26 protein-coding genes and 2 pseudogenes are annotated in these 25,513 nt (G+C 68.4%); 13 read left to right on the forward strand and 15 right to left on the reverse strand.

Annotation, left to right across the window (positions count from 1 at the left end):
• The first annotated feature begins 12 nt into the window (after positions 1-12).
• Positions 13-2,787: a hypothetical protein gene (locus OG798_RS00635; RefSeq protein ID WP_328755829.1), complete on the forward strand. Its 2,775-nt coding sequence runs from the start codon at positions 13-15 to the stop codon at positions 2,785-2,787.
• Between the two features lie 55 nt (positions 2,788-2,842).
• Here the strand turns inward: OG798_RS00635 and OG798_RS00640 are convergent.
• Positions 2,843-2,959 (reverse strand): annotated as a pseudogene (locus OG798_RS00640) (PPOX class F420-dependent oxidoreductase); the annotation flags it as partial.
• A gap of 286 nt (positions 2,960-3,245) precedes the next feature.
• Here OG798_RS00640 and OG798_RS00645 point away from each other — a divergent pair.
• Entirely contained in the window at positions 3,246-4,100 is an 855-nt protein-coding gene (locus OG798_RS00645; protein WP_328755830.1) for a trypsin-like serine peptidase, read from the forward strand.
• Between the two features lie 35 nt (positions 4,101-4,135).
• Here OG798_RS00645 and OG798_RS00650 read toward each other — a convergent pair whose 3' ends face one another.
• Positions 4,136-4,465 carry a transcriptional regulator gene (locus tag OG798_RS00650; protein WP_095849801.1) on the reverse strand — a complete coding sequence of 110 codons (330 nt, stop codon included), beginning with the start codon at positions 4,463-4,465 and terminating at the stop codon, positions 4,136-4,138.
• A 405-nt stretch (positions 4,466-4,870) separates the two neighbouring features.
• On the opposite strand from OG798_RS00650, the gene OG798_RS00655 reads away from it, so the two are divergent.
• The 3 genes from OG798_RS00655 (at position 4,871) to OG798_RS00665 (ending at position 7,802) form a co-directional block, all read left to right on the forward strand.
• On the forward strand, positions 4,871-5,275 hold the full coding sequence (locus OG798_RS00655) for an FKBP-type peptidyl-prolyl cis-trans isomerase (RefSeq protein WP_093479447.1): 405 nt from the start codon (positions 4,871-4,873) through the stop codon (positions 5,273-5,275).
• A 132-nt stretch (positions 5,276-5,407) separates the two neighbouring features.
• Positions 5,408-5,938 carry an alpha/beta fold hydrolase gene (locus tag OG798_RS00660; RefSeq protein WP_328755834.1) on the forward strand — a complete coding sequence of 177 codons (531 nt, stop codon included), beginning with the start codon at positions 5,408-5,410 and terminating at the stop codon, positions 5,936-5,938.
• A gap of 277 nt (positions 5,939-6,215) precedes the next feature.
• Positions 6,216-7,802: a Na+/H+ antiporter gene (locus OG798_RS00665; protein ID WP_328755835.1), complete on the forward strand. Its 1,587-nt coding sequence runs from the start codon at positions 6,216-6,218 to the stop codon at positions 7,800-7,802.
• A gap of 19 nt (positions 7,803-7,821) precedes the next feature.
• On the opposite strand, the gene OG798_RS00670 is transcribed toward OG798_RS00665, so the two are convergent.
• Together OG798_RS00670 and OG798_RS00675 are read right to left on the reverse strand one after the other, a co-directional pair.
• On the reverse strand, positions 7,822-8,823 hold the full coding sequence (locus OG798_RS00670; protein ID WP_328755836.1) for an IS481 family transposase: 1,002 nt from the start codon (positions 8,821-8,823) through the stop codon (positions 7,822-7,824).
• A gap of 5 nt (positions 8,824-8,828) precedes the next feature.
• Positions 8,829-9,644 (reverse strand): NAD(P)H-binding protein, encoded by an 816-nt coding sequence (locus OG798_RS00675; RefSeq protein ID WP_121413773.1) that lies wholly within the window; start codon positions 9,642-9,644, stop codon positions 8,829-8,831.
• An 87-nt stretch (positions 9,645-9,731) separates the two neighbouring features.
• Between OG798_RS00675 and OG798_RS00680 the strand changes: the two genes are divergently transcribed.
• The gene (locus tag OG798_RS00680; RefSeq protein ID WP_121413774.1) at positions 9,732-10,154 is read left to right on the forward strand and encodes a winged helix-turn-helix transcriptional regulator; all 423 of its coding nucleotides are present in this window, start codon (positions 9,732-9,734) and stop codon (positions 10,152-10,154) included.
• A 116-nt stretch (positions 10,155-10,270) separates the two neighbouring features.
• Here OG798_RS00680 and OG798_RS00685 read toward each other — a convergent pair whose 3' ends face one another.
• From OG798_RS00685 to OG798_RS00695, 3 genes are all read right to left on the reverse strand, one after another.
• Positions 10,271-11,107 carry an IS982 family transposase gene (locus OG798_RS00685; protein ID WP_328755837.1) on the reverse strand — a complete coding sequence of 279 codons (837 nt, stop codon included), beginning with the start codon at positions 11,105-11,107 and terminating at the stop codon, positions 10,271-10,273.
• 67 nt (positions 11,108-11,174) lie between these two features.
• Positions 11,175-11,555, reverse strand: coding sequence for a YrdB family protein (locus tag OG798_RS00690; RefSeq protein WP_121413437.1), 381 nt, complete (start codon positions 11,553-11,555; stop codon positions 11,175-11,177).
• A gap of 207 nt (positions 11,556-11,762) precedes the next feature.
• Positions 11,763-12,173 (reverse strand): ankyrin repeat domain-containing protein, encoded by a 411-nt coding sequence (locus tag OG798_RS00695; RefSeq protein WP_328755841.1) that lies wholly within the window; start codon positions 12,171-12,173, stop codon positions 11,763-11,765.
• Between the two features lie 51 nt (positions 12,174-12,224).
• On the opposite strand from OG798_RS00695, the pseudogene OG798_RS00700 reads away from it, so the two are divergent.
• Positions 12,225-12,329, forward strand: a pseudogene (locus OG798_RS00700) (HNH endonuclease); the annotation flags it as partial.
• A gap of 143 nt (positions 12,330-12,472) precedes the next feature.
• Here the strand turns inward: OG798_RS00700 and OG798_RS00705 are convergent.
• Positions 12,473-13,855 (reverse strand): MFS transporter, encoded by a 1,383-nt coding sequence (locus OG798_RS00705; RefSeq protein WP_328755843.1) that lies wholly within the window; start codon positions 13,853-13,855, stop codon positions 12,473-12,475.
• Entirely contained in the window at positions 13,771-14,859 is a 1,089-nt protein-coding gene (locus OG798_RS00710) for an integrase (RefSeq protein WP_435864136.1), read from the reverse strand. The genes OG798_RS00705 and OG798_RS00710 overlap by 85 nt, the downstream gene beginning before the upstream one ends.
• A gap of 578 nt (positions 14,860-15,437) precedes the next feature.
• Between OG798_RS00710 and OG798_RS00715 the strand changes: the two genes are divergently transcribed.
• The 4 genes from OG798_RS00715 (at position 15,438) to OG798_RS00730 (ending at position 17,819) form a co-directional block, all read left to right on the forward strand.
• The gene (locus OG798_RS00715) at positions 15,438-15,827 is read left to right on the forward strand and encodes a hypothetical protein (RefSeq protein ID WP_328755845.1); all 390 of its coding nucleotides are present in this window, start codon (positions 15,438-15,440) and stop codon (positions 15,825-15,827) included.
• Positions 15,828-16,125: 298 nt separating this feature from the next.
• Entirely contained in the window at positions 16,126-16,530 is a 405-nt protein-coding gene (locus OG798_RS00720) for an SsgA family sporulation/cell division regulator (RefSeq protein WP_257016064.1), read from the forward strand.
• A 66-nt stretch (positions 16,531-16,596) separates the two neighbouring features.
• On the forward strand, positions 16,597-16,905 hold the full coding sequence (locus tag OG798_RS00725; protein ID WP_179436216.1) for a transposase: 309 nt from the start codon (positions 16,597-16,599) through the stop codon (positions 16,903-16,905).
• Positions 16,902-17,819 (forward strand): IS3 family transposase, encoded by a 918-nt coding sequence (locus OG798_RS00730; RefSeq protein ID WP_328755846.1) that lies wholly within the window; start codon positions 16,902-16,904, stop codon positions 17,817-17,819. Before OG798_RS00725 ends, OG798_RS00730 begins: the two co-directional genes overlap by 4 nt.
• Positions 17,820-17,975: 156 nt before the next feature.
• On the opposite strand, the gene OG798_RS00735 is transcribed toward OG798_RS00730, so the two are convergent.
• The 4 genes from OG798_RS00735 to OG798_RS00750 form a co-directional block, all read right to left on the reverse strand.
• Positions 17,976-18,680 (reverse strand): TetR/AcrR family transcriptional regulator, encoded by a 705-nt coding sequence (locus OG798_RS00735; protein WP_095849810.1) that lies wholly within the window; start codon positions 18,678-18,680, stop codon positions 17,976-17,978.
• 161 nt (positions 18,681-18,841) lie between these two features.
• A complete protein-coding gene (locus OG798_RS00740; protein ID WP_143669577.1) occupies positions 18,842-19,393 on the reverse strand; it encodes a hypothetical protein in 552 nt (183 codons plus the stop codon).
• Between the two features lie 458 nt (positions 19,394-19,851).
• On the reverse strand, positions 19,852-20,112 hold the full coding sequence (locus tag OG798_RS00745) for a transposase family protein (protein ID WP_328755849.1): 261 nt from the start codon (positions 20,110-20,112) through the stop codon (positions 19,852-19,854).
• 56 nt (positions 20,113-20,168) lie between these two features.
• Positions 20,169-20,705 (reverse strand): DUF4240 domain-containing protein, encoded by a 537-nt coding sequence (locus tag OG798_RS00750; RefSeq protein ID WP_121418137.1) that lies wholly within the window; start codon positions 20,703-20,705, stop codon positions 20,169-20,171.
• 523 nt (positions 20,706-21,228) lie between these two features.
• On the opposite strand from OG798_RS00750, the gene OG798_RS00755 reads away from it, so the two are divergent.
• Positions 21,229-22,263, forward strand: a complete 1,035-nt coding sequence (locus OG798_RS00755) for a helix-turn-helix domain-containing protein (RefSeq protein ID WP_328755851.1) — start codon at positions 21,229-21,231, stop codon at positions 22,261-22,263.
• 349 nt (positions 22,264-22,612) lie between these two features.
• Here the strand turns inward: OG798_RS00755 and OG798_RS00760 are convergent, their stop codons facing one another.
• Positions 22,613-24,118, reverse strand: coding sequence for a GMC family oxidoreductase (locus OG798_RS00760; protein ID WP_328760220.1), 1,506 nt, complete (start codon positions 24,116-24,118; stop codon positions 22,613-22,615).
• A 91-nt stretch (positions 24,119-24,209) separates the two neighbouring features.
• The gene (locus tag OG798_RS00765) at positions 24,210-24,551 is read right to left on the reverse strand and encodes a hypothetical protein (RefSeq protein WP_328755852.1); all 342 of its coding nucleotides are present in this window, start codon (positions 24,549-24,551) and stop codon (positions 24,210-24,212) included.
• Positions 24,552-24,941: 390 nt separating this feature from the next.
• Between OG798_RS00765 and OG798_RS56335 the strand changes: the two genes are divergently transcribed.
• Positions 24,942-25,415, forward strand: a complete 474-nt coding sequence (locus tag OG798_RS56335; RefSeq protein ID WP_435864132.1) for a hypothetical protein — start codon at positions 24,942-24,944, stop codon at positions 25,413-25,415.
• The last annotated feature ends 98 nt before the right edge of the window (positions 25,416-25,513 follow it).

Here is a 25,513-nt window from a genome sequence, read left to right on the forward strand (position 1 = left end):
AGGAGAGGATCATTGATCCGTGCCCGGCGAATATGTGTGACCGCCGTGGCGGTGCTGGCGGTCCTGGCGGGCTCGCCCGGACTGGCACAGGCTGAACAGCCGCACGAATCAGGGCTGTTGAGCGCGACGGACGACAGCCCACTTCCGCCGGGGTGGCGGATCGACGGGGAGGGCGGGGCGCGTGAGCTGGTCTGGCGTGCGCCGAAGGCCGTGCCCATGGGGGATGCGCGGGTCGAGTTCCGTACCGGGGACCGGCTGCTCGGGGTGCCGAAGCCGGCGAGGGATGGGCGGACCTTCCGGCTCGCCCTCGGCGAGACGCGGCCCGAGCAGCTGACGGACCTTCAAGTGACGGCCGCGGGACGTCGGCTGGACGCGGCGGCCGACGACACGCACAGGTCCGGCTCGAGCGTGGCACGGATGCCCGCGCAGGCGCCGGCGAACGGCGTTGATCCGGGCAAACCCGGCGCGTACCGCACGGTCGCCGGGGAGTACGACCTCGACCTGGTGCGCCTGCCCGGGTTCGACACCCCGGTGGAGATGACCGCCGAGGTGGTGGCGCCGAAGGGTGCCTCCGGCAGCCGGCCGCTCGCGCTGTTCCTGCACGGCCGCCACGACACCTGCTACAAGCCGGGCTCCGAGGACGACGTGACCGGCGACTGGCCCTGTGCGGACGGCTACAAGCCGATCCCGAGCTACCTGGGCTATCTGCGCGACCAGCAACTGCTGGCCTCCCAGGGCTATGTGACGGTGTCGATCTCGGCGAACGGCATCAACGCCCAGGACTGGGAGGCCGAGGACGCCGGCGCGCAGGCGCGTTCCTCGCTGGTACGGCAGCACCTCGCCCGCTGGGCCGACTGGAGCGCCCATCGCTCTTCCGCCCCGGCCGTCGTACGCGAGGCGGCGAAGGCGGACCTCTCCCATGTCCTGCTCGTCGGCCATTCGCGCGGTGGCGAGGGCGTCAACCGGGCCGCCTTGGACAGCCTCTACCCGCCGCCGGCCGCCGAGGACGGCTACCGGGGCCCGGTGCGCTGGAAGGTGCGCGGGACTGTGCTTATCGGACCGACGATCTTCGGCCAGAATCCAGTCGCCGACGTGCCGTCCGTGACGCTGCTGCCGGGCTGCGACGGCGACGTGTCGGACCTGCAGGGCGAGACCTTCGTCGACGGGACGCGCGGGATCAGCCGGGGCGCGGCACTGCACAGCGCGGTGTACGTGGTCGGCGCCAACCACAACTACTTCAACAGCGAGTGGACGCCGGGCGAGGCCGTCGCACCGGCCAGGGACGACTTCCGGACCGACCCGGAGGAGGAACCGGACCCGGTGTGCACGCCGGGTGCCGCGACCCGGCTGACCGCCGCCCAGCAGCACAAGGCGGGCGCGACGTACATCGCCGCCGCGGCCCGGCTCTTCCTCGCCGGGGACGACCGGGTGCGTCCGCTGCTCGACGGTTCCGGCACGCGGGCCCCGTCCGCGGACCCGGCCCGGGTGCTGACCCACGCGGTCGGCGGCCGCCGCAGCGGTGGTTTCCTGCCGGACGGCGGGGCGAAGGTGACCGGCGCCCGGCTGTGTTCGGCGGTCGACCCCGACCCGGCCGTGGCCTGTCTGGACCCGGAGACCCTCGGATCGTCACCGCACTTCGCGCAGTGGGTGACGCAACAGGAGACCGGCCGCAGCGCGGTGGGCCTGAAGTGGTCCGCGCCGGGCACGGCCGCGCGCATCACTCCGGCCAAGCCGCTCTCCCTCCGCGACTCCCAGAAGCTCGCGCTCCGGGTCTTCGTACCGCCGAACACGACCGGCACGAAGTTCGACGTATCCGTCACCGACTTCTCCAACCGTCGGGTGACGCTGGGCTCGGTCAAGGTGGACGGGCTCCCGGGCTCCGGGCTCACCGCCTCCTACTGGGCTCAGGAACTGCGCGTCCCGCTGTCGGCCGCGACCCGGGCCGGCCTCGATCTCAGCCATGTCAAGTCCCTTGAGCTGACGCCCCGTTCGCAGTCCGGGCGGGCCTGGCTGATGGACGCCTGGGGCTGGGCGCCCGGCACTCCGGCGGTGAACGCGGCCGCACTGCCGCGTGTCGACGTGGGCCGCACGGTCGTCAAGGAAGGCGACTCGGGCACCCGCACCTACCGGATCCCGGTCAAGATCTCCGGGCACGGCAGCGGGCAGGTCCGCGTGTACGTCCTCGACCCCGACAGCGGCCGGGCCGAGAACCGCCTCGTGACCGTATGGCCCGGCAGCGACGCGATCGACGTGCCAGTCGAGGTGAAGGGCGACACGGCCTACGGCGACGACGACGTAGAGCACGACATCGCCGTCAAGGCCGTCCACAACGCCGTCGTCGGCAAGCCCCGGGGCGGGCTCACCGTCCAGAATGACGACCCCGAGCCGGTGGTCACCCTGTCACAGGTCGCGGGCCGGGTGACCGAGGGAGAGGCGCTGACCTGGCGGCTGTCCATGGACGCGCCCGCGGCGGTGGACATCGGGCAAGCGGTGCGGGTGCTTCCGGTCACCGAGGGCACCGAGCTGTCCACCAAGGACGTGGACCCGCAGTGGCTCAAGGACTCGTCCGGTGACGTGCCCGACCCCGAGCGGCCGCTGTCCGACGCGCACCTGTGGGTGTGGCTGAGCATCCCGGCCGGGAACACCAGCGTGGACTTCGTCGTGCCGACCGTGCGGGACCAGGTGGCCGAGCCGACCGAGTCGATGCGCCTCGCACTGACCGACAGAAACGCCGTTCCGCTGCCCGACAGGCCGGTGCTGACGGGGACGGTGCTAGACAAACCGTAAGCACGATGTACGAGGGCACCCTCTTGCGCGGGGTCCGGTCTGTCCGGGCCCCGCGCTACAAGGTCACGCGGATCCCGACCGTCCCGTCCAGCCCCCGGCGCAGCCTGCTGCCGAAGAGCGTGAGCCGGCCGAGGATGCCGTACTTGCGGGCCAGGAGCTGCCGGTAGCGGGCGGCCGGCGACCCGACGGCGGCGAAGGCCGCGAGGGCCATGAGCGCGGCAGCAAGAACACGCGGGGCGTCCGCAACGGAACTCCTCGAATGATCTGGGCGGTTCAGCCTTCTGCATCCGGCTCTGAGTGCCAGTCCAGTCTCACCGTCCAGGCCGACGGCACCCATCATCAGTACCGCTGCCGGGTGCGCCCGCTCGGCGGCCGCCCTGAGTAGGGTCGGGGACCTGTCAGCCGTCTGCCCCACCCCGGCCGATCACCATGCCCGGACTGGGCTACCGTTTCGCTCCATGAAGGCTGGCATAGCACTGACGCTGGTCATCGTGGGGGCAGCCGCAGTGGTGGGTTCCGCCGCGGAGGAGACCCACACGAGCAGAAACAGCGGTCGCAGCAGCTACGGCAAGTCCGGCGAGCCGGGCCAGACCCCTCAGGACCAGGACCCCTCGGCGACCGCCCCCGCCCAGGACGGCACCGCGTACACCCCGCGCAGGACCGATGAGAACGCCCGGATCGGCACGGTCTTCGAGAAGGACGACCACGGCGCCCACTTCTGCACCGCGAGCGTGGTGCAGAGCCCCGGCCGGAACATGCTGATCACCGCGGCCCACTGCGCCTTCGACGCCGACGCCGGGAAGCCGGTGGACGACCTGGTCTTCGCCCCCGGCTACCGCAACGGCGACGAACCCACCGGCCTGTGGAAGGCCAACAAGGTCGTCGTCGACGACCGCTGGGCCAAATCGCAGGACGAGGACCTCGACGTCGCCTTCCTCACGGTCGACCCGAAGGACGGCAAGAACATCCAGGACGTCCTGGGCGGCAACAGCCTCGGCATAGACCGCGGCTTCAACAACGAAGTCAAGATCACCGGCTACCCCACCAGCCGTGACACCCCGATCTCCTGCCAGAACCGCACCACGAAATACAGCGACACCCAACTGCGCATCCAGTGCACCGACTTCGAGGGCGGCACGAGCGGCAGCCCCTGGCTCGCCAACTACGACCCCAAGAGCCGCACCGGCACCGTCATCGGCATCCTGGGCGGCCATGAAGGCGGCGGCGACGAGGACGACGTCTCCTATGCCGCGTATTTCGACAACGACATCGCCAAGCTCTACCAACGCGCCCAGGACGAGGACGGAAACTGACCCCGGGCTCCGGCCGCACGCGGCGGCCCCGCCGACTATCCAACCCGCATGGGTACGGACTGTTCTGCCAAACACCTCAACAGGCCTTCAAGACACTGCCAGAGCGCGTCGTTGTCGCTGCGCCGGTACCAGCGGCGCCGCTCCCCCGGCGTCCTCGTCAGCCGCTCGGCCAGCCCGGCCTCCACCAGGGCCCGGATCGGCGCCTGGTAGACACTCGCCGGTGCGTTGCGGGCGGCGGCAAGGTCTCCCAGGCACACACCCCGCTCGTCCGCCGATGCGAGCGCCCACATCAACTCCGCCCGGTAACGGTTGCCGAAGACCCGCACGGACACCTCACGCAGCCGCTCCACGTCCTGTTGAGGCATAATTCATGATTCGCGAATCATGCCTCAGCGAGACAGGCCGGCCCAACGAACGAGCCAACGCCACCGCGTCGGCCCTGAACTCCGCCGAGTACTTGTAGGTCCCCACCCGGGACTCCTCTCCCTGGACTCAAAATCCAGTGTCGAGGTGTCCACGATCAAGGTGGAGGGCCCTGTCTCGCAATGTGCCGACAGCCGTCTGCACCTCGTCTCGTTCTGGCGATTACTGCGTGACCTGTGCGTGGCGGTCGCGTTCATCGGCTGTGCGAAAGATCATCACGTGTGGCCGCTGGATCTGGTGTGCTCCGGGGGCCGGCATTCTCGGTAGCGTGACCATCTGCTGCATGGAGTGTCCATGTGTCCGGCTGGTCCGTGCGACGGCTTCCGACGGAGAGTGATGAGGCTGCAATGAGTGAACTGACGAAGCCCGAGGTCGACGTTCCGGAGGGTGACGCTCCTACCGAGCTGACCATCCGGGACCTGGTCGTCGGGGACGGGGCTGAGGTGAAGCCGGGCATGGTGGTCAGGGTCCACTATGTCGGGGTGACCTTCGAGTCCGGGAAGGAGTTCGATGCCTCCTGGGACCGGGGCCAGCCGTTCAAGTTCGCCCTGGGCAGTGGCAAGGTCATCAAGGGCTGGGACCGGGGGGTGAGGGGGATGAAGGTCGGCGGTCGGCGCGAGATCATCGTTCCCCCGCGTCTCGGCTACGGCAATCAGTCGCCCTCGCCGTTGATCCCGGCGGGCTCGACCCTGGTCTTCGTGGTGGACCTGCTGGACTCGTATTCCAGCACAACCGGGTGGAGCAACGCCTAGCACCCCTGACCGCTCCTCCCCTACGACGTGCTGCGTCGTCCCCCGGGGTTGGCGCCGCCGCGCTCCTCGCTGCCGCTCCTACTTCCGCCTCCGCAGCGTGAACCGCCCCGGGTTCGGTGGATTCGAACTGGGGTGGTTCGCCTGGCGCACCGTCAGTCGAGGTCGAATGCGCTCACCGCCGAGCTCGCGAAGGACCCGCACCGCACCTTCCGCCGCGTGATGTACGGGCTCTGCGGCGACAATCCGCACAGCGACCCGCAGGTCGAGCCGTTCGTCCCACCGGGCAACGGATTCCTGGACCTCTTTGAGGACCCTGAGGAACTTCCCTCCTGGCTCGCCGAAGCCGACATCGACACGCTCGCGACCGAGTTCACCGAAGCTGGGTTCACCAGCGCTCTCAACTGGTACCGCAACTGGCAGCTGACCGCCCCGTGGGAGGGCGCGCAGTACCGGATGCCCGGCCGCTACGTCACCGGCGACCGTGACCGTGACCTGGTCTACGGGTTCCCAGGGATGGACCAACTGATCCCCGCCCTGCCCACGCTTCACCCGGGCATCGGACCGGCACACATCCTGCCCGGCTGCGGCCACTGCATCGCCGAGGAGTACTCCGACCAGGTCAATGCGACGCTGCTGGGATTCCTGGGTTCGCTGAACAGTTGACCGGCTGACAAGTTGACGGGCACCGGATAGCACGCTTCCGGAATACCGCCTCTCCACCAGTCACCCCGACCGCGAGGCGATCGTCGATCGCATGTGCGAGCCCGGAGCGCTCACCGCCGGCAGGGCCTGAACCATGGGCAGGTGCGCCGCCGCAACGACTGCCGCGCCCTGGACGGTCGCGGCTCCATGTCGGCTGCATCACCGCCCGAGGTCGGTTACGTTGATAAAGCACCTGGTCACAGGGGGGTAACAAGCCGTAACCCACCCGGGACACTCCATGACCGGCCTGACCGTCATCCTGCTGCTCGTGGTTCTGGCCACCGCCGTGGCGACCGGTGCCCGACGCTGGAGCTTGCCCGCCCCCTCGCTCCTCGTAGTTGCCGGTCTGGTCGTGGGGCTGATGCCCTGGGTTCCAGAGGTGAGCCTGCCGCCTCACGTGATCAACGTGCTGGTGCTGCCACCGCTGCTCTACGCCGCGGCCGGAGAAATCTCCGTCCGCGACCTGCGCACCGTGTGGCGGCCGGTGACCGGCCTGGTCTTCGGCCTGGTCCTCGCCTCGGCCATCGCCGTCGGGTACGTGGCCCACGCGATCACCCCGCTCACGGCCGCGACCGCGTTCATCCTCGGCTCTGTCCTGGCCAGCACCGACCCCGTGGCCGTGACCGCGCTTGGCCGGCGCCTGTCTCTCCCACCGCGCGTGTTGGCCATGGTGCAGGCGGAAAGCCTGTTCAACGATGCCACCTCACTGGTCCTGTACAAGGTCGCCGTGGCCACCGCGGTGTCCGGCAGCGCCATCAGTGTGCCCGGGACCGTTGAGCAGTTCCTGATCCTTGCAGGCGGAGGAGGCCTCATCGGCGCGGCGGTCGCCGCAGTGGTGGCCCTGATCCGCAGACGGACCGAGGACCCCATGCTGGAGACCGTCATCGCATTGGTCACGCCGTACGCCTCTTACGTCATCGCGGAGCAATCGCACACCTCCGGCGTGACCGCCGTCATCGTGTCCGGGGTCGTCCTCGGCAGCACCGGCCACAAGCTCAGCAACGCCCCCGTCCGCCTCCAGGTCCACGCCGTCTACGACACCGTGACCTTCCTGCTGGAGAGCGTCGTCTTCGCCCTGATCGGCCTCGAGCTCCCCTCGGCCGTCCGTCATCTCGCGCGCGACGAGCACGGCTGGCCGCTGTGGGTGCCGGTGATCGCCTTCACTCTGCTGGCGATCCGCCTGCTGTGGATCTTCCCGCTGTCCGCCCTGATCCATCACCGGCACGGGGAGGGCGACAACCGCCTCTCCTGGCGCGTCCCGGCTGTCCTGTCCTGGGCGGGCACCCGAGGCGTCATGCCGCTGGCAGCCGCGCTCTCCATCCCCCTGGTCACCCACACAGGGGCGCCGCTGCCGCACCGGGCGCTCATTCTCACGCTCACCACCGGGACCATCGCGCTCACTCTGATCTTCCAGGGTTTCACCCTGGTCCCCGTCGTCCGCCGCTCCGGCATCGCTCTGGAACCGGAGCGCACCGCCCGTGAGGAGGCCCGGACCCGCCGACACATTGCAAACGCCGCTCTCGAAGAGCTCAAACAGCTTGGCGATCTGGATCAGCTCGCTGATCTGGGTGCCGCCGCCGAGGCCGCCTTGAAACAGGCCCGTCGTCATCTGGAAGCGCGCATCCACCAGGTTGAAGACGCCCACTACAGCGACCCGGACGCCCGTCCTGCCGACGCCTACCGCGAGATACGCCGGACACTCATCGCCATCGAGGCGGCCGAGCTCCAGCGCCTCTACGAAGCGAACAAGATCAGCAACGCCACCCGGCGCCGGATCCAGCACGAACTCGACCTCGAAGAAGCCAGCCTCCGTGACCGCGGCTGACTGCCAGTCCCGGTAACCCCTAGGTGTACGAGGCCACGACGTTGGTGACGCCGTCACGTAGTCGGGCAGCTGGCGGTTGCCCTCCCGCGCCGCTGTGGGGCCGGTGGTAGTTGTAGTGGATGTTCCACATGTCGAGCGCCTGGCTTCGTTGGTCTTCGGATTGCCAGGTCCTGGCGTAGAGGAACTCCTCGGCAAGGATCCGGTTGTATCGCTCTACCTTGCCGTTGTGGCGGGGCGTGTATGGAGCGATCCGCTGGTGCCGTGACCCGAGGAGAGCCCGAGTGAAGGCGTCGGCTCGGTAGCAGGAGCCGTTGTCGGTGACGATCCGCTCGATGCGAGTGATGCCGTGCGCCGCGAACCAGGCTCGCGCTCTGTGCATGAACGCAATGGCGGTGCTGGCCTTCTCATCGCTCAGCGATTCGGTGTAGGCGAGTCGGCTGTACCCATCGACGGCCGAGTGCAGGTAGGCGTATCCGGCACGCCGGCCCTTCCGCTTCCGACGCTCGGCAGCCTTGGCTTGAGCGCTCCCTCGGCCATGGACTCGCCAACCGCCGCCGTCGGGTATCCGCCCGACCTTCTTCACGTCGATGTGGACCATGTGTCCGGGCCGGCGGGCTGTGATCCGCCGTGGCTCGCGGTTGGATTCTCCGTTCGGGTCGAGGAACCGGCGATGGTTCAGCCCGAGCGTGTGCAGGTACCGCGAGACGGTACGGCGGCTGATCTGCCAGCCGTCTTCTTGAAGCTCAAAGGCGATTCGGGAGGCGGACCACTTGTTCCTGCGTCGCAGGTCCTCGATCTGCGCAACGACGTCTGCGTTGATTGCGGTCGGCTGGCGGGACGGAGTCGAGGATCGGTCGAACAATCCGAGGTCCCCGTGTTGGCGATAGCGGTTAACCCACTTTGAGGCGCACGCCCGGGAGATACCCATCTCGGCGGCGACGTGCGCGATCGGCCGGGTGCGGCAGCGTTCGATCAGGCGACGGCGACCTTCGATGGACAGTGGCGCATTGCGGTGAACCATCCGCGTCAGCTGGCGTCGGGGCGCATCGCGGCCGCGGTGTCCGTGGCGACGGTGAGCGGGTCGGTGATCGGTCGGCCGAGTAGTTGGGCGAGGTCGGGGCCGGTGGTGCTGAGGAACCCGTGGCGGACACTGGTCGCGATCGAGGCGAGCATCGGCGGCTGGAACGGCAGTAGCGTGTCGTCAGCGAGGAGTTGGGCCCGGTACTCCCCGAGCCCAATGGTCCGGTGCGCGACTCCGAGGGATTCGGCGATGCCGACGGCGGTGATCGGTTCGCCGACCAGGTCATAGGTCTTGCCGGCGTGCGCGGTCGGATTGCCGGCCACGACGGCTGCGGCCGCGGCCAGGTCCGCCCGCGCCACAGCGACGAGCGCTCCGTCGCCGAACGCCGATTCCACACCGTCAGCGGTCCAGGTCAGGAGCGCCCCGAAGAGTTCGGCGTAGAGCCCGTTGCGCAGGACCGTCCACCCAAGTCCACTGGACTTGATCAGATGCTCGGTGGCCCGATGGGCGAGGGCGAAGCCAAGGTGGTCACCGTCGCCAGCCAGGCTGGTGTACACCACGTGGCTCACGCCATTGCGCACCGCAGCGTCTACAGCTGCCTGGTGCCGGGTGATGACCTGATCGTCCTCGGCGTACCCCGCCGAGACGAGGACCAGCGTAGAAACGCCGGTGAGGTCGAGGCTCGCGGGGTCGTCGAAGTCGAGTCGCCGCTGCCCTTCTGCGGGCGATCGAGTGCCGCCCAGGGCGGGCACGTGGCGCTCAGCCAACTCCTGGAGCGTGAGAGAGGCGAGCTGTCCGTTCGCGCCGGTCACCATGATCATTGTGGTTCTGTCTCCTACCGTGGTTCTCTTCAGTAACTACGGTGAGATCTTCAACCGGCCCAGGTCGACCCACAAGGAGGCAGTTTCGTGTCAGTGACGCACACCGAGGTAACCGCTGAACCCGCTGAACTCGAACCCTGCGGACAGCAGGACCACCCCGACTGCGGGATCCGCGACGTCCTCGACCGGGTCGGTGACAAGTGGTCGGTCCTCGTCATCGTCGAGCTCGCCAACGGCCCGCGACGCTTCCGGCAACTTCAGCGCGCCATCGATGGGATCTCCCAACGCATGCTGACCCTTACGGTGCGCCGACTGGAGCGAGACGGCCTGGTCCTTCGGACCGTGTATCCGACCGTGCCGGCCCAGGTCGACTACCGGCTCACCGAGACGGGCGCGAGCCTGACACACCTCGTCAAGGCACTTGCCGACTGGTCACTCGAACACCGGGCCCGCATCGCCCGCGCCCGTGAGACCTACGACAGCGAGCACCCCGACAACGAGATCCGCTGATCAGCGAAACGTCATCAACCTCCTGACCCGCAACACCTAGACGAGCAAGTCCTATGTGCTCAGTGATCAAATGCGATGAGGGAGCGCATGATGGGTGCTCCGGCCTTGTGGTTGTGTCAGATCGTGGCGGCCATGGCGAGGATGCGCTGGGCGACGCGGACGGCAACACCCTCGTGAGTGCGGCCGCCGTGCTGTTCCAGGCCCAACTGTCCCTTGAGCGTGTCGTTCACAGACTCGATCAGCTGGCGTACGGACTTGAGCAGTCTCTCGCCCTTGCGCTTCTTCTCCCGCTTGAACGACGGCCTCAGCAGCTCGATGCCCCGCATCGCGAGATCGTTCTCGAACTCCTTGGAGGCGAAGCCCTTGTCGGAGATCAGGAGGAGTCCGGGCCTGTCTGTGACCAGGTCGGCCTCGACGTCAAGCATGGACTGCAGTACTTCACGCTCATCCATCTTCGGGTTCGCAAGGGCCCACAGGATTGGCATGCCAACCGGCGTGCAAACCAGGTACAGGCGTAGGCCCCAGAAGAACCGGGAGTGGGACGCGCAATACCCATATCCGGCCCAGCCCACCATCTCTGAACGTATCGCTGTCGGCCGGGACATCCCACACGGCACTGGTGTCGAGTCGACGATCCAGTGGTTGTCGAACCAGAAGTCCGTGTCCACGGCGAGCATCCGTATCGCCTTCTTCACCAGTGGCAATGCCGCCTTGAGGCGCTTGTTGTACCCGGACTGCTGCGGCAGGTACGGGAACATCGCGGCCAAGTGCGTGTGCGCGTACCGCAACCAGCGCGTCTCGGAATGGAAGCCGAGCAGCGCCTGCGCGACCGCGAGGGTGACCAGCTCGGCATCGGTCAGCTGCGGCGGCCTACCCATCCAACGGCTGGCTTCCAGCTCATCATCGACCTTCACGTACAGCGCGGTCAGCAGAGTGTCCAGGTCATTCGTCACGCAACGATCTTGGACACCCTCTGTGTGTTCCCGAACGCACCGCCAACCTGATACGGCTGGGGCGGACTCAATGCCTGACCAGCCACAACACCCGGTCCCACGACAGAAGGTGGTACACGACCAGCACACCGGCGAGCATCACGGCGAGAGTGCGGGATCCCGCCGCGTACAACGCCGCCGCACCGCCGAAGAACACAGCCAGCTCCAGCAGGAACCGCAGCGGACCAGGTGTCGCAATCACCGTCCCCCCGGACCGGGATGCATCGTCTGGGGTGGCGAAGACTCCCCACAGCACGGCCACGATCAGGGGAACGGCAACCACGCAGACATACCGCAGGGAACCAGGCACGACAGCCCATGCCCAGAGCCCGAAGCACCCCAGAGCCACCAGCTCCAACACGAACCTCACACCGAGAGACAACGGGTGAAAGCCATACCCGGACGACATACGCGCAGTTCCCTCCGTCGTAGTCCCTCCAGGATCACAGACCGCCGCACGGGAAGTTCAAGAACCACCAGATCAGACATCGGACTTATTCGTCTAGGTGACCCGGCATCGCGGGCCTGCTCTGCCTCGCCAGGCGCCGGGCCGATGTCCTCTTCGCGATGCTCCGCGACGGGACCTTCTACGAGCCGCCACCACGGGCGGTGGAGCCTAGGAGGAAGTCGCGTCTCCGGCAGGCAAGTGAGCAGCCACGTCATAGTTGGCGATGCGTACCGCCAACACCCGCGGGCTCATGCCATGGCCGTTGTCTCGGTCAGGGTCGGCACCGGCCTCCAGCAGCAGCCGGATCGTCGCGCCCTCGCCCTGTGAACAGAACACCGCCCTCCACAACGGCGTATTGCCATGACGATCCGCGGTATCAACCGCCGCACCCGCGGCCAGGAGAACCTCGACAACCGATGGGGCTTGAGCCTGAGCCGCGAAATGCAGCGGCGTCCAGCCCGCATCGTCGACTGCCTCCGCGGCGGCACCTCCGGCCAAGAGCACCCTCAGGCCATCCGCGTCCCCATCGGCAGCCGCATAGTGCACCGCCGTCCGCCCCAACCGATCCCGATCCGTCATGCCGACCATCCTCACCCGGCTTGACCAAACAGATAGGGGCACCCCCCAATCGGCGCCTCCACCTGGACACCCAAGGAGCGCGAGGCCTACGCCAACGACCTGGACGACCTGGACGACCCGCGCGCGCTCATCGCGGTCTCCGCTGCCTCCAGCCGCCAGCCCATCACCATCACCCTCGCCCGCTGAACACACAAGGCCAGGCCCGCCACTACGGGGAAATCGGTGGGCCCGGATTCCGCATCCAGCCTTCTGCTGGCGAGTCGCAGACTGCCTGGCCTGCCCGACGGCCCCAAGACGTCCTAGGTCATTTTCGGTATCGCCGGCACGCACAGCCACGCGAGGCCTGCGGCGGCCAGGTAGGCGAGCGCGCCGATGGCCATGCTGGTGCGCAGCCCGGTGTTGTAGTCGGTGGCTGTGGCGAGCAGGCTGCCGCCGAGCGCGACGCCGGTGGCGCTGCCGATCTGGCGGGTGGTGTTGAACAGGGCGGAGGCGGCGCCTGAGTACGCCGAAGGCGCGGCACCCATCACGGTGGCGGTTGAACCGGTGAGGGCGAAGGAGGTACCGAATCCCGCGGCCATCATCGGGGCCAGCAGCAGCGGGTAGGCGGGGTCGGCTCCCGCCGCGGCCCAGCCGGCCAGCCCCAGGGCAGCCAGGAGCATGCCGGAGATCACCAGTGGACGGTCGCCGGTGCGGCGGGTCAGCCGCCCGGACAGGACGGAGGCGAACATGGTCATCGCCACCGTCGGGAACAGCGCCAGCCCGGTGCCGAGGGCGCTGAAGCCGCGCTGGTGCTGGAATTCCAGACTGGCGGTGAACAGCATGCCGTAGAAGCCGAAGTTGAACAGCAGGCCGATGACGGCTCCACCGCTCATCGTACGAGAGCACAGCAGGCTCGGCGGAAGGACAGGAGAGCGGGCCAGCCGCTCGCGCACCGCGAACGCCGCGGCGGCCAGCACGGCCAGGCCCACCCCAGCGAGAACAGCCGGATCGGACCAGCCCCGCCGCCCGGCCTCGTTGAGCGCCGCGGTCAGCAGCGCCACCGCCGCCACCACCGCGCACTGCGCCGGCCAGTCCAGGGCCCGGGCGGCGCGCCGGGGCGAGCGTGCCACATGCCGCAGCGTCAGCACCAGGCAGGCCACACCGACGGGCAGGTTGATGAGGAACACCCAGCGCCAGCCCATCGTGGAGACGAGCAGCCCACCCAGCAGCGGACCAGCAGCGGCCGCGATGCCCGCCATCGAACCCCACAGTCCGAAAGCCCGCGAGCGTGCGGCCGGCGCCGAGTAGGCCTGCTGGAGCAGGGCCAGGGAACCGGGCACGATCAGAGCCGCACCGAGCCCCTCCACCAACCGGGCCGCAACCAGGGACGGGGCGCCCGGCGCGAGCGCGCACGCGGCCGAGGACAGAGTGAACACCGCCACGCCCGTGCAGAAGACCCGACGGTTGCCCAGCCGGTCACCGAGCGCGCCACCGGTCAGCAGGAACCCGGCGAAGACCAGGGTGTACCCATCGGTGATCCACTGGATGCCGGTGAGCGAGGCCGACAGTTCGCGGCCGATCACCGGCACGGCGACGTTGATGGCCGTCACATCCAGGATCACCATGAAATACCCGGCGCACACCGCCAGCAGCGGTGCCCAGAACCGTCGCTCGGACTCCGGGGCCGGCTCGGGAGAGGGCATCGACTCACCACCGCCGGCCGACTCCGCGAACGCCACGGCCCAACTCCGTCCCATCCGCCGAGACACGACATCAAAAGCCACAATAAGGGACATATGCGGGACTGCGAGATCACCCGGTGGCAGCTCAACCTCTCGAACCCGCGTAGCGCGTGGAGCAGGTGGTGTTGGTTCCGGATCAGGGTGCGGTCCAACAGCTCGCGCCGGCAGGTCGGCACCCACCGTTCCATGATCGAGTTCATGCGAGGCATCCGTACTCCGCTGAGTACTACCTCGATCCCCGCATCGTTGAGGACGGCGTCGAACAGGCCGGGAAACTTCCCGTCCCGGTCCCGGATCAGCAACCTGGCCCGGCAGCCGGCGTCTTCGAGGTTCATGACAAGGTTCTTCGCGGCTTGCGTCACCCACCTGGCGGTGGGGTGCGCGGTGGCGCCGAGGATCCGGATCCGGTGGCTGGCGTGCTCGATCACCGCGAACACATACATGCGCGCCCCGGGCAAGGTGACCGTTTCCAGGAAGTCACACGCCAGCAGGGCGTCGGCCTGGGAGCGCCGGAAGTCCGCCCCCGTGCTCGTAGCACGCTCGGGTGCCGGATCGATCCCGGCTTCCTGGAGGATCTCCCAGACGGTGGAGGCTGCCACCCCGACGCCCAGAACGAGGAGTTCGCCGTGGATACGGCGATATCCCCAGTTGGAGTTCTCGCGGGCGAGCCGCAGCACCAGCAGCCGGACGGAGCGCACGGTCCGCGGCCTCCCCGGCCGCTTGGGCCGGGAGCGCGCAGCGTGGCGGCGCGCGACCAGATCACGGTGCCGGCGCAGCACCGTGTCCGGACGCACCACCAGCCGAATCCTGCGCAGCACCTCCGAGGGCAGGCCGTGCAGCAACGCTGCCAGGAACGCGCGATCGCCTGGAGAGAACCGGATCCTCTCGCCACCGAGTTGGCGCTCCAGCACCGTGATCTGATGGCGCAGGGCGAGGATCTCTGTGTGCTTGTCCCGATCGCTCATGGGCAGCAGGCGCAGCACGGCGAACGCTTTCGCCACGGTCAGGCAAGCCAGTCACAGCAGCACGACCGGCGATCATGCCGGGGTGATCGCAGGCCGCGCGAGAGTACCAATCCGAGCATCCGCGCACGCGGCCTTCCAGCGTCTCGCACACCGACTTCCACCTGAGCGGATGAGGTTTTCGGCAAGGGCAGCGTCGGCCGCGGGAGAGCCGAGCGGTGATGTCGGACGACATCCCCGATGCGCAGGTCGCGGCGCAGGCGGCGCCTGATCCCGGCGGCTCCCGGCGCGCGCTTGGCGTCGGCGCCCCGGGTCCCGGGTGCCCGTTCCTGCGGGTCGGGCCGGGCGCCCGCCGCCTCGGCCGTCGTCGCCCTGCTCGTGGCATTCGACCCCTCCGACGTGCTGTGATGAGCCTCACCGTAAACATGAGGGCCCCCTCGAGTACGCTGGGCAACGCCGAACATGAGGACCCCCTCCGGATGATCCTCGCAGTTCGGCACCCGGCCGATCCGGATTCCCCGGATCACGGACAGGACGGCCGCCCGGTCAACGGAATCGCGGCACATCACAAGGAGATGACCATGAACAAGTGGATCAAGCGCGTCTCGACCGCTGTCGCTTCCACGGCGCTGGCAGGCGGAGCCCTTCTCGGAGTCAGCGGCACGGCGTCAGCAGCGACGGCCTCGGCGCCCGGGACGCACACGCAGACCGCGATCACCGCCTTCACCACCGGCGGCGACCGCACGAACGGATACCAGAGCACTCACCACGACGCACAGAACGACAGCTGGGGCGCACCCCGCGGCTGGTACACGAACGACCACCGTCAGGGCCACTACGGGGAAGAGCGCTGGAACGGTAGCCACCTGTACGTCTGGGACGGGTACCGCTGGGAGGAGGCGACGACGTACCGCGTCAGCACCGAGCGCTGGTACCTGGACCAGGTCGCGTGGTACGCGGACCAGCGCTGATGCGGCCGCAGGCCAGCACGGTCGGTTTGACCGGCCGCAACGACGCGGCTTTGGGATGCGCCGTTGCGACTCGTCAAACCGACCGCTCGCCGAGCCGACATCGGGCGCAAGCCGGTGAAATCGCCCCCCGGGCGAACAAGGACAACACGCGGGAACCGCGTGGGCTGCTCCCGCCTACCGGCGCTTCCGATCGCGCCGGCGGTACCGCCACCCCCGCGCCTCGAAGCACACAGGGAGCCATCGCAGTGCCGGGCGAGCGGGGACATGAAAGTGAGGGACAGTGAGATCGGTCAGAACCGTGGCACACGAGCTGCCCGTGCGGCTCGTCTTGTCGCACGACCTGTCGGTGTCGATACCTGCAGCACTGCAGTACGACGCGGATGACCCCTATGCCGTGCGTGCCGTCTTCCACCCCCTGGACCAGAGCGGAACGGTCGAGTGGTTCCTCAGCCGCGACATGGTGGCTCAGGCTCTGAGCGAGCACACCGGGCACGCAGACGTGCGCATGTGGCCGACCAGTGACTCGGGACGCGATGTGGTGCGCATGGTTCTCAGTTCGCCTGCAGGATCAGCCCTGCTCGAATTCCCCGCGCAGAGCGTGGAATCCTTCCTGCGCGAAACGCGGTCCGCGGTGCCGCCGGGGACCGAATCCAGCCGGTTCGACCTGGACGCCGAACTGGCACAGCTGCTGGCGGAAAACTGAGGTTCCCCCGAGATGCGGAGTGTATTGACAGAGGGTCAGATGGGACTCATGAGAGGAACATCGACCATGGCCGCTCCCAGAAAGTACTCGCTGGAGTTGCGTGAGCGTGCGGTACGGATGTACCGCACCTCCGACCCCAAGCCGCAGATCAAGAAGCTCGCCGTCGACCTCGGCGTCCACCCCGAGGCCCTGCGCGGCTGGATCCGCCAGGCCGAGGCGGACGCCGGCGAGCGCGACGACCGGCTGACCACCGATGAACGCGCCGAGCTCGCCGCGCTGCGCAAGGAGAACGTCCAGCTCAAGCGGGCCAACGAGGTCCTGCGGACGGCCTCGGCTTTTTTCGCGGCGCAGCTCGACCCGACCCGGCCCAGGTGACGGCGCTCGTTGACGAGCACCCGCACCTGGGAGTCGAGTGCGTACTCCGGGAACTCTCCATCGCCTCCTCGACGTACTACCGCTGGCGTCGTGCCGAGCGCGAGCCGTGCGAACGCCGGCGCCGCGACGTGGAACTCACCGAGCAGATCAAGGAGATCCACGCCGACTCGGGCGGGATCTACGGCTCGCCGCGCGTGCACGCCCTGCTCAAGCGCGAGGGCGTCCACGTGGGCCGCAAACGGGTCGAGCGCCTGATGCGCGAGGCCGAGATCGCGGGCATCAGCCCACGCCGAAGCGCCTTCACACGCCGCGATCCCAAGGCCACACTCGCCCCGGACCTGGTCGAGCGGGACTTCACCGCACCCGCGCCGAACCGGCTGTGGGTCACCGACCTCACCATGATCACCACCGGTGAGGGGCCCTTGTGGCTCTCGGCGATCCGGGACGCGTTCTCCCGCCGGGTGGTCGCCTGGGAGACCTCCGCCCGCGCGGACGCCGACCTGGTCCTGACCACCCTCGAGTACGCCCTCGCCTCCCGCGAGGTCGAGCCCGGCACGCTCGTCCACCACGCCGACCACGGCTGTCAGTACACGTCCGTGAAGCTGACAACTCGCTTGGTGCGAGCGGGAGTTCACGCGTCCATGGGCTCAGTCGGGGACTCTTACGACAACGCCCTCGCGGAGAACCTGTGGATGATCATCAAGACGGAGTGCATCCGCGGGCGCGTCTTCGCCACCCGCGCCGAGGCGAATCTCGCTCTGTTCGAGTACATCGACGGCTTCTATAACTCCCGGCGCATCCAGAAGCGGCTCGGCTACCTCAGCCCGATCGAGTTCAAGGAGAAGCACTACGCCGACCAGGCAACGGCCGAACGAACGAGCCTGAAACCCCGTCAACCCGCCCTGACCAGCTGATCAGCACCTCCCGCACACCGGGGGAACCCCAAACTGAACACCATCCCCCTGGACGGTGACGCCCCCGTGGGACTGAGGGCCCGGATGCCGACGGCGGCACCGGGCCCGCCGCATGTCCCGCTGCATGCCGTGTTGCACGACCTCGTCAGCCGCGGCTCATGCCTCCTCACGGCACTCGCGGCACTCCTCTTCGGGGCACTCGAGAGTGGTGAGGGTCTGCGCGAACTGCTGAGGGGTCAGCGGGGGTTCGGGCAGTTCGTGGGCACACTCGGCGCGGAAGGCGTCGAGCAGCAGGTGGAGATGGCGGCGCCAGGCGTGGGGAGCGACGGCACGGGTGGCCTGGATGATCCCGACCTGGGACCAGATCACGAAAGCGACGTCCTCCGGAGTGACATCGTCACGCAGGACGCCCTGCTCCTGGGCGTTCCGGAAGATCTGAGCGACCCATTCCTCCGTGCGCTCGAACATTCCCCTGCCGAGCGCGTGGACGGGCAGGCGGGCCGAGACCAGGTCGTTGAAGGCCCGGTCACAGGCCTGCAGTTCACAGAGCTTTTCCAGGTAGGAGCAGAACCCCTCCCAGGCGTCGTCCATGGCCGCGGCATCTTCGGCCGCAGCGAGCAGATCCGTGAACTTCGCGGTGAAGAGCTCCTCGACCAGGTCGAGCCGGCGCGGGAAGTGCCGGTAGACCGTGCCGATCGCGACACCCGCCTCGCGGGCAACACCCTCCAGGGAAGCGTCCAGCCCCTGCTCGGCGAAAGCCTTGCGGGCAGCGGCCACGATCGCGTCCCTGTTGCGCTGCGCGTCGCGGCGCAGCGGTTTGGCCGGCGCCTGGGGCGCGGACAGGACGTGCTGGTGACTCATACATCAAGACTAACATGAGGGACCCCTCGAATTAGGCTGTGATCGTGCTCACGGTACGGACGGAACGTGGTCCAGAAGCACGCACGCAGGGCGCGCCGAAGACGACGAGACTCCGGCACAGGCCGCTGGTGTGATGCGCCTGAATTTGCAGGCGCATCACGCTAGTAGGCGAAGTCGTAGGCGATGAAGGCGAGGCAGACGACCGTTCCGTCCTCCTCCAGTGCCTCGTAGCCGTCTCGTTCCTCCTCATTGACCGGGAAGAACAGGGCGTTGCCACCGCGGTCCGGATCGGTGACGATCTCGGCGTAGTTGACCCGGCGGCCCTGGCCGTCGCCGGCCGCGATGATCCGCTCGGCCTCGCGGAGATCGGCCTCGGCATCGCGGCCGTCGACGTGCAGCGGATCGAACGGATCGCCGCACAGGACGGCGTATCCGTCCAGCGCCGCCGGTTCGTAGCCGTTGTATCCGTCGGTCCAGTCGGCCGCGACGATCCGGGCGGGATCCGCCAGCGGCAGGACGACCATGCTGACCCGGGCCACCGCCGGTTCGTCGCCCACCTGAGACCAGTAGAAGCCCGCGTACACCGGAGCCCTGCTGGGGTCGGAGAGCAGGCCGCCATGACCCCATCGACCGGTGGTCGCCATCCCGTACCAGGTGACGTACTCCGCGAGTTCCAACTCTCCGACGCACGCGAACCATTCCGGCCGCGTCATTCCCTTCTCACCGTTCCGATTGACGTGATCCACCCACCGCCATAACAGGGCGTCCATGGTGGCCGTTGGGGTGGCGGAAGCGGGCGAATCCTTGGCTGCTGTCATGGGTCACAGCATGGCAGGGAGGTGTGACAGTCCCGCCGCGTCCAGGCAGGTGGCCGACGACAAGTCGCAGCTGTGCGTGCCACACCCCGCGTGTGTGCGCGATCGGCCGGACAGGTCCTGGACGTGCCCCGGGTCGGCGCGGCTCACTGATGCTGGACCGGCGGGCAGTTGCCGGTCTCCCGATGGTGTTGATGTCGGCGCTGGACCGTGAGTCCCCCGCGTTCGCGGCGATCTGGCGCTGGGCGATCACGGTCCGGCAGGCGTGGAGTGCGGAGGCGAGCAGGTGGACGGCTGCGCCGTCGGTGCGGGGTCCTCGCACGGTCTTGCCGTCGACGGCCAGACCGACCAGGGTGTCACCGGGTTCGTCGACCGGTGGCGGCGTACCGGGCGAGCCAGGCGCCCACGGCGTCGTCCAGGGCGTCGCCGTCCAAGCGGGCCAGAAGTCGTCCCAGCGTGGAGGCGTTCGGCGTGCTGGAGGTCAGTCCGAGTTGTCCGCGCAGGTCGGAGTCGGTATCGGCGGCGAAGCGGGCGATGGCCGCCAGGGACGTGGCTCCGCCGAGGACGGCGACCATGCACAGCGCGGGCAGGGAGCCCAGACACCTCACGTTGCTCACTCGTCAAGTCGTCGGGATGAGACCTTCGAACACCGTTTGGTGACCGACCAGGTGACTTACTCCAGATGGAGAGCGGCCAAGCGTGGCAGGCGGCGGGTCATCTCTCCTCGGTCGTCGAAGTCGAAGTCCCAGGCAGGGTCTAGCTCCGGGTATCGGATCGTCAATGCGTCGGCAGGGAGCTGCTCACCAGTCGCCATGTTGTGGGCGTTCCAGGCGATGCTCAGCACTTCCTCACCGTCCAGGTCCAGGCCGTCGGCCGCCGAGGCTTGCACGATGGGCAGTTGTGCGAGGGCGTCAGGCTCAGAGACTATGCGCTCGAAGACCTCACACCCCTGTGCGATCAGCCAACCGCGGAAGTAGTCGAAGCCGTCGTCGGAGCAGCCGCCGTTGATGACGTAGGCAGCGGCCCACAAAGGGTTCGTGTAGGAGTCGGCCATCAGGTCCCACAACACCTGCTGGGCGGCGACGATCTCCTCGGCCGGACGGGTGGCAAGCAGTGAGGTTGCCTCGCGAGCGACCGTCCCGCTCTCATTCGGGTCGAGCGCCTGGTTGCGTGCTGCCGCGATGAGCTGCCAGAACTGCTGTTTGTTCATGATGGCAGAGCATGTCACCCGATACTGACAGCGCATTCGGTCCCGCTGATCGGATGTCACGCTGCCGCTGTCTCCATCTCCTGGCCGGAGGCATCGCAGCCCCGTGCTCGAACATCCCGAGCAGCATCCGCTCCATCGGCACGTCCTCAACTACGGATTAGGCGGTAGCGGCGGCCCCGGACCCGGCGGGGACCGGGGTATCCGGCCCAACACGTCCGCCAGGCAGGTGAGCTGTGACGGTTCCGGGCAGGGGAATCGGTGTCCGCGCAGTTTCGAGAAGCTTGCTCATCAGGGGTCGCGTCTCTCGTTGCCGAACTGGGCGAACCGACCACGGCGGCACGTACGCAGGCGATCAGCTCATCTCGCCGAATCAGAGCGCATCAGCTCTGCCCCTCGACCGCTGCCAAGCGGGTCGTCTGTAGGAAGATTGGCACGGTGCCCACATGAGCCATGGCGACGTACTGCGGAACACGAGCACCACAGGATGGCGTTGAAGCAATGACGGTGAGGGGATCAGAGAGTCATGCACAGTACTGGAGCGGGGGTCGACGGCGCGCGCGGGGTGCTCGCAGTGGACTCGACCGCCCCGGACGCCGCACCGTGGGGACTCGACGCCTTCCGGCGCGGGTGGCAGACGCAGATCGGCGACGATGTCTTCCAACTGCCGGCCTTCAGCCCGGACACGATCGGTGACTTCCGGGTCAAGGGCAACGTGGCCAAGGTGCACGGCGCGGCGATCGCCGATCTTCACGCCGCGTCGGCAACCCGGACCGCGGACGCCCCAGGCGGCGATCAGGATCTGGTGGCCATGTACGTAGTGCAGCGCGGCGCATGGACGCTGGGCGGGCCGCCCGGTCGCGGCGAGCAGACCGTATCGGCCGGGCAGTTCCTCGTCCGGCACGTCGGGCGCCTGACGGCCTTCGAAACGTCGGCGCACCTCACGGCGAAGTTCTTAGTCCTGCCCCCCGGCGAGCTCAAACCCCTGCTCGGGAACCGGGTCATCACCGGGCCGGCGGACTCGGCCGAGATACGCCTGCTGACGGCCCTCACGGACATGATCCACACAACTGTGGCCGACCTCGGCCCAGCCGGTGTGGAAGCCACCCACGGCGCCCTGATCGAGCTGGCCAAGGCGGTGGCGAAGGGCCGGTTCGACGACGTAGAACCCCGGCTGGCTCCCGCGCTCACCCAGGCAGCCAAGGACCTCGCGGACCGCCGGCTCGCTGATCCCGAACTTTCTCCTGCGATGCTTGCGCGTGAACTCAACATCTCCGTCCGTACGCTGCACCGGGCATTCGCCGCGGTGGGAGAACAGGTGGCCACCTACATCCGCCACCGGCGACTGCAAGAGGCCCGGCTCGCCCTCACCGCGCCGTCAGGTCGCCTGAGTATCTCGGAACTCGCCGCACACTGGCAGTTCGCGGACAGCAGCCACTTCACCCGGACCTTCAAGAACCACTACGGTCAGACTCCCACCGAGTACGCCCGCTCGACCGGAGCAGCCTCGCTCTCGCCGAACAGGCACCTGCCGGGCCACGGGCCGGCCGAAAGCGCGTGACCAAAGGTACGACCGCAGTTCAGCGGATGCCGCCAACTCGTGTCCCGGGCAAGGCAGGCCGGCGCTGTGGGCGGCCTGGGCATGTGACCTGGGCGAGATGCTGCCGATGAGGGCGCGGATCTGGGTGACCTCGCCGGCGGTGCCCGCGTGGCCCTCGGACTTCAGGAACTCGGCGCTTCCCGGCGACTGAGAGGTGATCCACCGCCCCGCGGCTCACCATTGGGTGGTGCTTGCTGCCCGCCTCGGCAAGCAGGATGCCGGCAGCTGGTCGAAGACTCCGACCAGCTGCCGGCGGTCCAGGCGTCGGGGATGAGCGCGTTGTGGAAGCGCCGTGGGCGCTGAAGAAGGCTCAGTCGATCAGTTCGGCAGCCCGTTCGGCGATGGCGTAGACGGTCGCGTTGGTGTTGGCCGAGGGAATGGACGGCATCACCGAGGCATCGGCGACCCGCAGTCCGGCTATCCCGTGCACGCGAAGGTTCGCAGGGTCGACGACGGCATCGGCGTCGGTTCCCATGCGGCAGGTGCCGGTGAAGTGGAAGTAGGGGCCGGTGGCCTTGCGGATGAACTCGTCCACGGATTCGCCGCTCGTCCCGGAACCCGGCACCGCTTCCTGCTTGCGCCAGTCGGCGAACGCGTCGGCCTCCCCGATGCGGCGTGCCAGGGCCAAGCCCTTGCGCATGACCTCCAGATCACGGTCGTCGCTCAGGTAGCCGGGGTCGACGACGGGAGCGCTGCCGGGATCGGCGTCCGCCAGGCGCACGGTGCCGCTGCTGTGCGGAGCCATCGCGGAGAAAGCAATGGAGTAGCCGTTGGCTGGCGGCTGCCCCCATGCCGACGGGAGCGGTGCGGCGACGATGTAGACCTGAAGGTCCGGCCGGGCCGCGGCATGGTCGCTGTACAGCAGGCCCATCATTTCGGCCGGCGGGTTGGCAGGAACGAACGGTACGGGCTGGATGGCCTCGTACACCACGCCCGCCATCGGATGGTCCTGCAGATGGGAGCCCACTCCCGGCAGGTCGGCGACGACGTCGATACCGTGTTCCTCAAGGTGCTGTGCCGGGCCGATCCCTGACAGCATCAGGAGGTGTGCGGAACCGATGGCCCCCGCGGTCAGTACCACCTCGGCGCCATCGACGGACAGGTGCTCCCCACCAATGGTGTACTCGACGCCGGTGCAGCGGCCCGCGGTGGTGCGCAGCCGCTGCACGGTCGCGTCCGTGACGACGTCCAGGTTCGGCCGGTCGAGGAACGGACGGATGTAGGCGTCGGCCGCGCTCTGGCGGGCACCGCCGGGCAGATTCATGTCACTCCACCCGAACCCGATCTCCAGCCCGCCGCCGATGTCATCGACGCATGCGAACCCAGCCTCCACCGCGGCGTCGACGCCCGCCGTGGCCAGGGGATGGGGTTCCAGGACCGGGGCGACCACGACCGGCCCGTCCGTGCCCCGCACGGAGGCATCACGGCTGCGAGCGCTCTCGCTGCGGCGGAAATAGGGCAGCAGATCGTCGAAACCCCAGCCCTGAGCACCGAGGCCGGGCCATTCGTCGTAACCGGAGCGGTGCCCCCGCAGGTGGTAGAGGCCGTTGATGCTCGACGATCCCCCGAGCGCTTTGCCGCGCAGCACGTCAGCGGCCCTGCCTGTACCGGCCTGCACGGTCGAGGCGCCCAGCCAGAGGGATGACGGGTCGAACCCCAGGAAGCCCCAAGGAGATGCCATCGTCTCGGTTGCGTCCCGGGCTCCGGCCTCCAGCAGCAACACCCTCACACCGGGGCGTTCCGAAAGTCGGGAGGCAATCACGCATCCCGCTGTCCCCGCTCCCACCACGACATAGTCATAAGGACTCTTGCCCATCATGTCTCCGCTTTCCACGGCAGCCTTGTCCGACCACCGGATTTCAGAAAATCAGCTCCTCGACGATCAAGGAGCTGATTACGCTTTTGTACTAAAGGGGTCTAAAAGTGAGGATGGCTGTCTTTGCGTCAGACCTATGGGTCGCCCAGCCGCGTCCGGGCTCGGTGCGCAGAAGGCGTGGAACCGGCTGATCAGCAGCGAGCGGGCTCCAGTGGAGCGCGGCTGTCCGGATGGTGGCCCGCCACGCGCCCCTGCTGGTCTGGGCGTTGTTGGTGCTGACGAACACCGAGGTGACCCGGTGACAAACGATCACCTTGATCCGGCGGCCCTGGGCACGCCCGATCCGCACACGGCCGATCACCCCGTTGGGGCTGTCCATGTCGGCGCCGGTACCTGCGATGACGGCCACGCGGCCGGAATTCTCTTGGTTCACGAGCTTCTCGTCTTTGATGTTTACCCGTCCAGGAACAGCCCGGGTGTTCCCTCTGCCGTCGAAGCTTAGGAAAACCGACACAGCTCGCACTTGAACCACCGCGACGTCCGTTCGGAACCTGAGCGCCATAGGCAACGTGGGAGCGCGCGCGGCCGGGCTCACGGTGGAGTACATCGACGAGCGGCCGGACGAACCGGCGATGTGGAGGTGCCTCTACCGGCTGTGGCAGCCTCACGAAGCGGAGCCGCGCCGGGAGTTCGGTGATGACCAGGCGGCGCGGGAGGCCGGACTGGTCCTGCCCCGGTTGGCGACGCGCGAGGCCTTGGCCGTGACGCTGAGGAGGCCTTCGGGTGGCGGACAGGGTCACCGGGGTCAGGGCTCGCGAGGTGGATGGGGTGTCGGGTGGCTCGGGTTGCGGTGCTCTCCGCAGGGTCGTGGGGGACGACGCTGGCGAAGGTGTTCGCCGACGCCGGCAGCGACGTCACGATCCACGCCAGACGGCCTGAGGTCGTCGCCGAGAGGAAGTCGGAGTCGCCCGCGACGCTGCCGGTCGGTGGCGCCACCCCGCACGCTGGCACCGCGCCCGCGCCGGCCTCTCCCCCGCCGACGTCCCGCGCACCACGATGCCCGCGTGATCGATACGCAAGCAGCCCCGGCCGGGACGGAACCCGGCCGGGGCTGTCGACGTGCGTGGTCGTGAAGGGCGGTCGCCTACGCGGCGAAAGACGGCTTCCTCTCCCGCGACATGGTCGGCCTGGGCATCACCCACGTCGAGACGGCCATCGTCAGCCGCACCGCCAAACGCACCCCGCGCCAGTCCAGCCAGCGCCGTCGATTGACGGCCCGCCACCGGGTCTGTGCTGATTCGATGAGTGGCTTTGTTCACGAGAACGGGCTCTGGCTCTCGTTGTGTGGAGCGTGCCGCTGCGTACACGACGTCGTGGGCAGCGCAAGACTGTTGA

The organism is Streptomyces sp. NBC_00271 (assembly GCF_036178845.1).
Classification (GTDB): domain Bacteria; phylum Actinomycetota; class Actinomycetes; order Streptomycetales; family Streptomycetaceae; genus Streptomyces.

What these genes read in the sequence shown, in the direction of transcription:
- OG798_RS00645 (WP_328755830.1), top strand. Translation starts at nt 3,246, where the DNA reads ATGAAGGCTGGCATAGCACTGACGCTGGTCATCGTGGGGGCAGCCGCA.
- OG798_RS00650 (WP_095849801.1), bottom strand. Translation starts at nt 4,465, where the DNA reads ATGCCTCAACAGGACGTGGAGCGGCTGCGTGAGGTGTCCGTGCGGGTC.
- OG798_RS00655 (WP_093479447.1), top strand. Translation starts at nt 4,871, where the DNA reads ATGAGTGAACTGACGAAGCCCGAGGTCGACGTTCCGGAGGGTGACGCT.
- OG798_RS00665 (WP_328755835.1), top strand. Translation starts at nt 6,216, where the DNA reads ATGACCGGCCTGACCGTCATCCTGCTGCTCGTGGTTCTGGCCACCGCC.
- OG798_RS00670 (WP_328755836.1), bottom strand. Translation starts at nt 8,823, where the DNA reads ATGGTTCACCGCAATGCGCCACTGTCCATCGAAGGTCGCCGTCGCCTG.
- OG798_RS00675 (WP_121413773.1), bottom strand. Translation starts at nt 9,644, where the DNA reads ATGATCATGGTGACCGGCGCGAACGGACAGCTCGCCTCTCTCACGCTC.
- OG798_RS00690 (WP_121413437.1), bottom strand. Translation starts at nt 11,555, where the DNA reads ATGTCGTCCGGGTATGGCTTTCACCCGTTGTCTCTCGGTGTGAGGTTC.
- OG798_RS00695 (WP_328755841.1), bottom strand. Translation starts at nt 12,173, where the DNA reads ATGACGGATCGGGATCGGTTGGGGCGGACGGCGGTGCACTATGCGGCT.
- OG798_RS00705 (WP_328755843.1), bottom strand. Translation starts at nt 13,855, where the DNA reads ATGCCCTCTCCCGAGCCGGCCCCGGAGTCCGAGCGACGGTTCTGGGCA.
- OG798_RS00710 (WP_435864136.1), bottom strand. Translation starts at nt 14,859, where the DNA reads ATGAGCGATCGGGACAAGCACACAGAGATCCTCGCCCTGCGCCATCAG.
- OG798_RS00715 (WP_328755845.1), top strand. Translation starts at nt 15,438, where the DNA reads ATGAACAAGTGGATCAAGCGCGTCTCGACCGCTGTCGCTTCCACGGCG.
- OG798_RS00725 (WP_179436216.1), top strand. Translation starts at nt 16,597, where the DNA reads ATGGCCGCTCCCAGAAAGTACTCGCTGGAGTTGCGTGAGCGTGCGGTA.
- OG798_RS00735 (WP_095849810.1), bottom strand. Translation starts at nt 18,680, where the DNA reads ATGAGTCACCAGCACGTCCTGTCCGCGCCCCAGGCGCCGGCCAAACCG.
- OG798_RS00740 (WP_143669577.1), bottom strand. Translation starts at nt 19,393, where the DNA reads ATGACGCGGCCGGAATGGTTCGCGTGCGTCGGAGAGTTGGAACTCGCG.
- OG798_RS00750 (WP_121418137.1), bottom strand. Translation starts at nt 20,705, where the DNA reads ATGAACAAACAGCAGTTCTGGCAGCTCATCGCGGCAGCACGCAACCAG.
- OG798_RS00755 (WP_328755851.1), top strand. Translation starts at nt 21,229, where the DNA reads ATGCACAGTACTGGAGCGGGGGTCGACGGCGCGCGCGGGGTGCTCGCA.
- OG798_RS00760 (WP_328760220.1), bottom strand. Translation starts at nt 24,118, where the DNA reads ATGGGCAAGAGTCCTTATGACTATGTCGTGGTGGGAGCGGGGACAGCG.
- OG798_RS56335 (WP_435864132.1), top strand. Translation starts at nt 24,942, where the DNA reads ATGGGGTGTCGGGTGGCTCGGGTTGCGGTGCTCTCCGCAGGGTCGTGG.